Raw genomic sequence first — 9,199 nt, forward strand, 5'->3', positions numbered from 1 at the left:
ATAAATTGAAAAAGGACTTAAAAAAGCAAAAAAGGACACTTCCCCTAATTACACGACTGCTCATCAAGGAGAAAAGAAATATGAAGGCATTGAACTAAAATATGAAGTATTGAAGGATATATTTCTTCTTTCAAAAGAGATGATGTATTTAATCAAAATACCAAAGTTATTAAAATCAGCCTCAGGATAAATATCAGTAGAATAAGCAAAGAAGGCTTTAATTTCATTAAATTTAGAGATAAATCTTTTGTGGAATCTACTTAAAGAAGCAGTATTAAGAGCACAGAGGGAGTTAAATTTTTTAACCTGAGAAAGAATTTCACTATATGAAGAACCAAGAACAAACTTAAGGAACAGAAGAAAAAGAATAGTATAAAAAGAGTATTGAAAATATGGGACAAGAAAGTGAGGTAAAAGAGCATGAGTTTTTTTACAAGATGGACATTTAACACGTAATACTTTGATTTTGTAAGTTCCAAATACGGTAATAACGTTACGATAATAGTATCCATGCCTATGGAGCCTACCCATATAGCCACAATTTTTACAGCCATATTGAGTTGGATAGAAAGATGCTTCCCCTAAAAACAAATATTGATGAATAAAGTTAGAAAATTTGGATATAATCATAATTAAAGAACAACAAAATTTCAGATTTAGGGGAAAAGCTTATGTGGAGGTAGAGGGCTTTTCCCCTATATTTTTGTTGTTCAGTTTAATATGATTATTTGTAAAAAACTAAAAATTATGCATTGTTGAGGATAAAGAAATTTGACTTGAAAGAATGCAATTTATTTCATCCTTTAGAAACATGCGAGGTTAAAATAATTTGCATTTTTGAATTGATTTTTAGATGGAATAATGTGCTGTTTAACACTTAAACTTGAACTGGAAATTCTCTATAAATCATATTATACGAGGAGTTTTTATATAAAAATAAAGGCAGCTATAATCTTATTGGTATTGACAGTCGTGGTAGGAAGTTAATTAAGCATTGTATATGCAAAGGTACAAACCAAGAGGATTAAGATAAATAATCATGTTCTATTTATGGGCCAGAAAACCTTAACAAATAATAAAGAGGAATTTAATAAAAAGATGATAAAATTGATGAAGGAATATGGATATAAAGATCTTGCTAAAGCTTTAGAAAAAGGTGATTATAAGTCAATGGATGAATTTATGAACAACATAAGCGATGAAGGTTATAAAAATATGAAAGAAATCATAAGGGGAAGTGCCTATGAGAGCATGACAAAAATTATGGAATCTATTAGTAAAGAAGATATGATACAAATGCACAACGCAATGGGTGGAGAAGAAGCTTGCCATGGGGATAATGGTAATTACAATAATATGATGAATTTAAATTAGTTAGCTTGGTACAACTTATATCCTGCTTAAGTCAAGTTCAGAAAATTTTTTTAGATTATACCCCCACCCATAGGTGGGGAGTGAAATTTTAAATGATTATCAATTAGGGAAGACAATTAATAGTGCTACAATTCTCAAAGTTTGAAGATAAATATTTTTATATTCATAATTGAGAAAATTAAGTAGATTTTATATATGCGGGAGGGATTAAAGTGCCTACAAAAAAAGAGACTTTAAATATAATAGGAATGACATGTGCATCATGTGCAGATAGCATTGAAAAGGCTATAAAAAAATTAAATGGTATACAAAGTGTTAATGTTAATTTTGCCTCTGAGAAAGCTACTATATTATATGATACTAATAAAGTTAGGATATCCGAGATAAAACAGGCAATAAAAAATGCTGGATATACGCCACTAGAGGCTGATTCAGAAAAGAAGATTGATGAAGAAAAAATGAGAAGAGTAAAGGAAATGAAGACTTAATGGAAAAAATTTATCGTTTCAGCTATATTTACAATACCTTTATTATATATAGCCATGGGACATTTAATTGGCATAAAATTGCCTAAGTTTATTGATCCAATGGAGCATTAATACAACTGCTTTTATCAATTCCAATAATTATTGCTGGTAATAAATTTTATACTGTTGGGTTTAAAACTCTAATAAAAAGAAGTCCCAATATGGATTCTCTCATAGCTTTAGGAACAAGTGCAGCATTTATATATGGAATTTTTGCCATTATTGAGATTACTAGAGGCAACATTGAATATGCAAAGGATTTGTATTTTGAAACTGCAGGAGTAATTATTACTTTGATACTATTAGGAAAATATCTTGAATCTGTAACAAAAGGTAAAACTTCTAAGGCTATAAAGAAACTTATGGGTTTAGCCCCTAAAAATGCCACCATTATTGTTGATGAACAAGAAATGGTGATACCAATCGAGGAGGTAGAGGTTGGAGATATAGTTTTAGTAAAACCAGGAGAAAAAATTCCTGTCGATGGAACAGTTATTGATGGATACTCTTCAGTTAACGAGTCGATGCTTACGGGTGAGAGCATACCAGTAGAAAAGAAGAAAGGAGATAAAGTGATAGGTGGTAGTATCAATAAAAATGGGTTGTTAAAATTTAAAGCTAATAAAGTAGGTAAAGATACAGCATTAGCGCAAATTATTAAATTGGTTGAAGATGCTCAAGGGTCAAAAACTCCTATAGCTAAATTAGCTGATATAATTTCAGGATATTTTGTTCCAATAGTATTAGTCATAGCAATTGTAGCAGGTATAGCTTGGGCTTTAACTGGTCAATCATTAATTTTCTCACTTACTATTTTTATTGCAGTATTAGTTATTGCTTGTCCTTGTGCATTAAGATTGGCTACACCAACAGCAATAATGGTTGGAACGGGAAAAGGTGCTGAATATGGTGTTTTGATTAAAGGTGGGGAAGCTCTTGAAACAGCGCATAAAATTCAAGCTATTGTTTTTGACAAGACAGGAACTATAACAGAAGGTAAGCCTAAAGTTACTGATATTATCGTAACAAATGACTTTAATAAAGAAGAACTGCTACAGCTTGCAGCTTCAGCAGAGAAGGGGTCAGAACATCCTTTAGGGGAAGCAATTGTGAAAGAATCAGAAGGCATGAATATTCCTATATTAAATGTAGATAAATTTACTGCAATTCCAGGATACGGTATTGAAGCATATATAAATAATAAGCAGATACTTCTTGGGAATAAAAAGTTAATGGATGATAGGAAGATAGAAATAACATTGCTTGGGCAATCAGATAGACTATCGAGCGAGGGAAAAACTCCTATGTTTATTGCAATAGATGGAAAGATGGCAGGAATAATAGCAGTTGCTGATATGCCAAAAGAAAACAGTGCAAAAGCGATTAAAAAACTTCATGATATGGGAATAAAAGTTGCTATGATTACTGGAGATAATAAAAGAATTGCTGAAGCTATTGCAAAAAAAGTAGGAATTGATATTGTTCTAGCTGAAGTATTACCACAGGATAAGGCAAATGAAGTTAAAAAGCTTCAAAATCAAGGTTATAAAGTAGCAATGGTAGGAGATGGAATAAACGATGCACCAGCACTTGCCCAAGCCGATGTAGGGATAGCAATTGGTTCAGGAACGGATGTAGCAATGGAATCAGCAGATATTGTATTAATGAAAAGTGATTTGATGGATGTTGTTACAGCAATTCAATTAAGCAAAAGAACTATCAGAAATATTAAGCAAAATCTTTTCTGGGCATTTGCGTATAATACTGCAGGAATTCCTATAGCGGCTGGCGTTTTATATGCTTTTGGAGGACCTAAGTTAAATCCAATTTTTGCTGCTGCAGCGATGTCCTTTAGTTCTGTTTCTGTTTTATTAAATGCTTTGCGATTGAAAGGTTTTAAACCTTCAAAATAAATATAAAGGGGTGTTACTATGAAAAAAGTCATATCAATTAAAGGAATGACATGTGGTCACTGCGTAATGCACATAGAAGGCGCATTAAAAGAGGTTTGCGGAGTTAAAAATGTTGTAGTTAGTCTTGAAAAGAAATCAGCAGAGGTTGAACTTGCACATCATGTTGATGATTCAAAGCTTAAAGCTGCTATTGAAGAAGCAGGATATGAAGTTGTCAGCATAAATGAATTCTAGTTTTTAATCTTCCAAGAACAGCATAAATTTGTTTTGTTAATGCTGTTCTTGGAAAACAATGAATAATATAGGAAAGGATGATATTTATGATTTGGGATATAATTTCTATAGCTATATTTGTTTTAATGTTTTATATGATGATTAGGGGCGGTGGTTGTTGTGGAGGACACATGCATAATATGAGCAATAGAAGAGATGGTAATCATGATGGACATAGAGGTTGTTGTGGAGGGCATGAAGAACATAGTATGAAAGATCATCGAAACAATAATGAGAATCCACAAGAGCATCTACATGAACATCAGGATGTAAACTATAAAAAAAGTGAACATAAAAAAAGTAATTTTTAAGAATTTTTTATTACAGTTCAGTGAAAGGGTGAAATAATTGCGAGAACTATTTCGATTGGGTCATTTTAGCATATATTTATTTGGAGTAACAATAGCTATTGGAGCTATTTTTGGAATATTTATAGCGCTTAAAGAATCAAAAAGAAAAGGATTAGACGAAAATAAAATCACGGATTTTATCTTTTATCTATTGATAGTTTCGATAATAGGTGCGAGACTTTACTATATTTTAGCTTTTAATTTGAGATATTATTTAAAAAACCCTTTTGAAATTTTTTCCATTAGTTCAGGAGGCATGTCTATTCAAGGTGCATTAATATCGGGGATACTGTTTTCTCTGTGGTATACAAAAAGGAAAAAATTGTCTTTTTTAAAGATTGCTGATGCCTTCTCACCAGCCATAGCCATTGGCCAGGCTATAGGAAGAATGGGATGCGATGTTTATGGAGTTCCTATGAAAAGGATATATTTTTGGGGCGTAAATGTAAATTCACAAATATTGCACCCAGCTCAAATGTATGAGATGATTTTAGATTTGATTTTGTTTGGCTACTTATGGACAAGAAGAGGAAAATTAAAATACAATGGTCAAAATTTTATTCATTATCTAATTGGATTCTCTATCAATAGAGCTATAGTAGAATTTTTTAGAAGTAATCCCATCGTAATTTATCCATTTACAATTGCACATGTTACGAGCTTTGCCATAATATTTATTACTGTAGTTGTTAGTTTAAAAATAAAAAATATTTCAAATATAGATGAACAAGAGCCTTCTCAAGCAGTTAAGGCAAGTATGCTCGAATATGTAATGATTATATTAGTTGCTATTGTTGGATTATGGATATATTATTCTATAAATAGATAAGTGAGGTTTAGGATAATATGCAAAGTAAATTTTCGATTGTTTTTATCCTAATAATTATATTGATATTCAGTTTTATTGGAGGTTATTATTTTTATAATAAAACTAGTTTTTTAAAGGATGAGAATGCTAATTCAAATAAAAATATCAAAAATTTTAATGTAAATGAAAATCAAGGGAAAAAAGACAGTGCTCTTCAGCTGGAAGAAAGATTGACTCGATTTGATCAACAAGGGAATATAACTGCTTTAGCAGTTTTACTTAATCCAATACAAGAAGGCGATAAATTTATATTAATAAAGACTCAATTTAATACTCATACGGAAAATTTAGATCTCTATAATTTTCGAAAATTACTTCATTTAAGACTGGCGATGAATTAAGAATCAATAATATAAATTGGATGAAAATTGATGGGGAAGGGCATCATATTTTGGGATTGTATAAAATACCAAAATATTTAAACGGTAAACCAGTGATGCATGAAAATACAGAATTTTTAGAATTAGATATATCAATAAGTGGAAATAAAAACATAATGAGATTAAAATGGTATAATGACTTAATAAAATTGATAAAAATTACTGAGTACTAAATGATTTTATGTATAAGGAGGATATGATGTGAATAGGCATAAAAAAGAGGTTACTCAAGGTAGAAGTTTTACATTAATTAACATATCTGTTTTTTTTATTAGTTTGTCATTATTTATGTATGAAGTATTACTTACAAGACTGTTTTCTGTAATATTAAATTATAATTTTGTATTTATGGTAATTTCGTTTGCAATTTTAGGCAATGGATTAGGAGGTATACTAATATATAAATATTTAAAAGCTAATAAAATATCTTTAGGTAATCTATTATTAAAATACTCCTTTCTGTTTCCTTTAAGTATTATTTTTAGTATTTTGTTAATGTATTTTATGCCATACTTTCCCGTTTTTGTTATTTACTCTTTAATAGGTGCAATCCCATTTATTTTTGGTGGAGCTTTAATTTCAATAATCTTTAAAGAAAAATCTAATGAAAGTGGAAGACTATATTTTATAGACCTGTTAGGCGGTGCCATAGGAAGCTTATTAATTTTAAAATTAATGGATAGATTTGGATTTATTACAAGTTTGTTCATTACTGATATGGTTTCGTTTGCAGTGCCACTGTTCATTTACTATTATTACAGTAAAAAAAGAATATTAGGTTTTATTATGATTATGGGAATTATGTTTTTGATAACTATTCAGGGAAGTGCGACTAAATATATAGAAAAAAGATTTTACTCATATTATACTAATCCTAATAACGTTTTAAATATATTAAAAAGAACCCAAAGTAAACCTACAGGGATATCATTTACAAAATGGGATTCAATTTCTAGAACAGATGTTATTGAAACAACAGATATGAATGAAAAAATAATTGTTACTGATGGGGGTGCAGCTGCTCCGATCATTAAATTTAATGGCAACATTAAAACTATTGAATATCTTAAAAGAGAGGTCAACTATATACCATTTTATTTTGGAAGGAATGATAAAACCTTAGTTATTGGTTCGGGGGGAGGAAAAGACGTATTATTTGCAAAATTAGGAAAAAGCAAAAAAATAGATGCAGTTGAGATTAACACTTCAACCATAGAAGCTGTAAATAAGTTTAGAGAATTTAGTGGGGATATATATAATATTGATGGTGTAAAAATTTATAATGAAGATGGTAGAAATTTTATTAAAAGAAGCAAGGAAAAATATGATAATATATATCTTTCTATGGTTATGACGAATGCAATTGAAAATAATAAATATGCATTATCTGAGAATTATATCTTTACAAAAGAAGCATTTAAGAAATACTTTGAACATTTAGAAACAAATGGTAAATTAAGCGTTATGGTTCATAGTGGTATGGACCTTTTAAAAGTAGTAAATACTGGAATAAGTGTTCTTTTAGATATTGGAGTAAAGCAAGAGGATGTCACGGATTATTTTGTGATAATTAATGGAGTAGTAAAAGATAATCCATCTCATGATGGTAAAATAGAAATGCCACTGGTTATATTTAAAACTCTTCCTTTTACCGAATTAGAAATAAGCAAATTAAGGAGAATAACTAATGAACAAAATAGAGATATAATTCATATTAAAGGTTCAGAGTTTTATATATATAAAGATCTTAAAGAGAAAAAAATTACATTTAATGCATTATTAAATTCTATTCCATTTAATTCAAAACCAATAAAAGATGATAGCCCATTTTTCTATAACTATTCAAAATTTATCCCGCTTGAAATCGTAGGCCTTTTAATAACTATTTTATCCATTTGGAGTTTTATTAAGAAGAAGTATTTATCTAACAAAGAACATTATGCGATATCAAAATATTTTATTATTTTAGGTATGGCATATATGTTTGTTGAGATTTCACTTATTCAAAAAATGGTATTATTTATTGGGAATCCTTCACTTACATTTAGCATTGTCTTATCAACATTACTTATAAGTAGTGGAATAGGAAGTAGATTAAGTGAGTTGAGTTTAATAAAAAAACTTATTTCTAAATCATCAGCATATCTTATCATTATTGGTTCAATGATTTTTACTCTTCAATTAAATATGAAAATTATCTTTAGAATAGCCGCTGATTTTCCCATTAATTATAAAATATCTATAACAATTTTGTCTATTTTGCCATTCGGATTATTCATGGGGATACCATTTCCTACGGGTATAAGAAAATTAGTCGGAGATACAAAAAATGAAATACTTGTTCCAATTATGTGGGGAGTTAACGGCCTGTTTTCAGTAATAGGTTCGGTATTGACGATTATAATTGCCATGGTGTTTGGATTTAATGCTACACTGTTTTTGGGTAGTGCATTATATATTTTGCTATTTTTTATTAATCCATTAAATAATTTATAATGTAATATAAGTTAATCCTGAAGAAGGTGCAGATATGGATGATATAACTGGAAAAATTAGAAAAAGATATGATAGAGCATCAATATTTTATGATATATTAGAAAAACCAATGGGAAATATGCCTTTTTATGGATGGAGACTAGACTTAATGAAGGAGCTAAGTGGCAAAGTATTAGAAGTAGGAGTAGGAACAGGTAAAAACATTGAATTTTATCCTGAAGGTTTAGATATAACGGCTATAGTCTTTAGTGAAAAGATGCTGCAAAAATCTAGGAAAAAATTAGAAAAATTAAATAAAAAAGTGGCCTTAATACAAATGGATATACAAAAAATGGATTTTCATGATAACGAATTTGATACAGTTTTTGCGACATTTGTATTTTGCTCAGTTCCTGATCCCATTAAAGGCCTTAAGGAAATTAAAAGAGTTTGTAAATCTGGTGGGAATATAGTATTATTAGAACATCTTAGAAGCGGAAATAAATTATTAGGATTTTTGTTGGATTTATTTAATCCTTTAATGTTAAATCTGTATGGTGCTAATATTAATAGAAGAACAATAGATAATTTAATTGAAGCAGGCTTTTGGAATATTAAGGTTGATAATATATGTGGAGATATAATTAAAAAAATATCTATATATAACAAAAAGTAGACTCAATAGTAATATTACTATTGAGTCTTCAGACCGTCGACAAACCCCACTTTTCAAAAAACGAAAAGTGGGGTTTGAGTATTTTTACAAGCATTTTTGATAAATATTTTATAAATACAAAGAAATTTTTGCCCTTTCCAGGGCCGTTTTGTCCCTTCTTCCACATCCAATTTGCCATCTTCTTTAAATTAAAGCAAGCACAAACAAGCATCGCTTGCATGGACACTTTTTCTATCCCTCTTAGTGTTGTCCATCGCAAACCATGCTTCTCCTTCAAGTCGGCAAATACCCTCTCTATGGTTTTGCTTCTATCTTTATATAGTTCTTTGCATTCGTATGTATGTCTCAAATGTTCTACTTCTT

The 9,199-nt window shown here is 29.6% G+C and carries 9 protein-coding genes and 1 pseudogene; 8 read left to right on the forward strand and 2 right to left on the reverse strand.

Annotation, left to right across the window (positions count from 1 at the left end):
* Positions 1 to 63: 63 nt before the first annotated feature.
* On the reverse strand, positions 64 to 630 hold the full coding sequence (locus tag CAAU_RS14405) for a DUF6431 domain-containing protein (protein WP_008909732.1): 567 nt from the start codon (positions 628 to 630) through the stop codon (positions 64 to 66).
* A 420-nt stretch (positions 631 to 1,050) separates the two neighbouring features.
* Here CAAU_RS14405 and CAAU_RS12155 point away from each other — a divergent pair, with 420 nt between their 5' ends.
* The 8 genes and pseudogenes from CAAU_RS12155 to CAAU_RS12195 all read left to right on the forward strand — a co-directional run bounded on the left by CAAU_RS12155 (position 1,051) and on the right by CAAU_RS12195 (position 8,836).
* Complete coding sequence (locus CAAU_RS12155) at positions 1,051 to 1,374, forward strand: hypothetical protein (protein WP_008909733.1); 324 nt, start codon at positions 1,051 to 1,053, stop codon at positions 1,372 to 1,374.
* A gap of 248 nt (positions 1,375 to 1,622) precedes the next feature.
* Positions 1,623 to 3,814 (forward strand): annotated as a pseudogene (locus tag CAAU_RS12160) (heavy metal translocating P-type ATPase).
* An 18-nt stretch (positions 3,815 to 3,832) separates the two neighbouring features.
* The gene (locus tag CAAU_RS12165) at positions 3,833 to 4,048 is read left to right on the forward strand and encodes a heavy-metal-associated domain-containing protein (protein WP_008909736.1); all 216 of its coding nucleotides are present in this window, start codon (positions 3,833 to 3,835) and stop codon (positions 4,046 to 4,048) included.
* Between the two features lie 77 nt (positions 4,049 to 4,125).
* Positions 4,126 to 4,398: a hypothetical protein gene (locus tag CAAU_RS12170; RefSeq protein WP_156792093.1), complete on the forward strand. Its 273-nt coding sequence runs from the start codon at positions 4,126 to 4,128 to the stop codon at positions 4,396 to 4,398.
* A 37-nt stretch (positions 4,399 to 4,435) separates the two neighbouring features.
* Entirely contained in the window at positions 4,436 to 5,266 is an 831-nt protein-coding gene (lgt, locus tag CAAU_RS12175; RefSeq protein ID WP_040306666.1) for a prolipoprotein diacylglyceryl transferase, read from the forward strand.
* Between the two features lie 17 nt (positions 5,267 to 5,283).
* Positions 5,284 to 5,646, forward strand: a complete 363-nt coding sequence (locus tag CAAU_RS12180) for a hypothetical protein (protein WP_008909739.1) — start codon at positions 5,284 to 5,286, stop codon at positions 5,644 to 5,646.
* A gap of 240 nt (positions 5,647 to 5,886) precedes the next feature.
* Positions 5,887 to 8,181: a spermine/spermidine synthase domain-containing protein gene (locus tag CAAU_RS12190; RefSeq protein WP_008909741.1), complete on the forward strand. Its 2,295-nt coding sequence runs from the start codon at positions 5,887 to 5,889 to the stop codon at positions 8,179 to 8,181.
* Between the two features lie 34 nt (positions 8,182 to 8,215).
* A complete protein-coding gene (locus tag CAAU_RS12195; protein WP_008909742.1) occupies positions 8,216 to 8,836 on the forward strand; it encodes a class I SAM-dependent methyltransferase in 621 nt (206 codons plus the stop codon).
* 28 nt (positions 8,837 to 8,864) lie between these two features.
* Here the strand turns inward: CAAU_RS12195 and CAAU_RS12200 are convergent.
* Positions 8,865 to 9,199: transposase (locus tag CAAU_RS12200; protein WP_156792094.1), on the reverse strand; the 335-nt coding region annotated here is incomplete at its 5' end.

The organism is Caloramator australicus RC3, from assembly GCF_000297115.1.
Lineage (GTDB): Bacteria > Bacillota > Clostridia > Clostridiales > Caloramatoraceae > Caloramator > Caloramator australicus.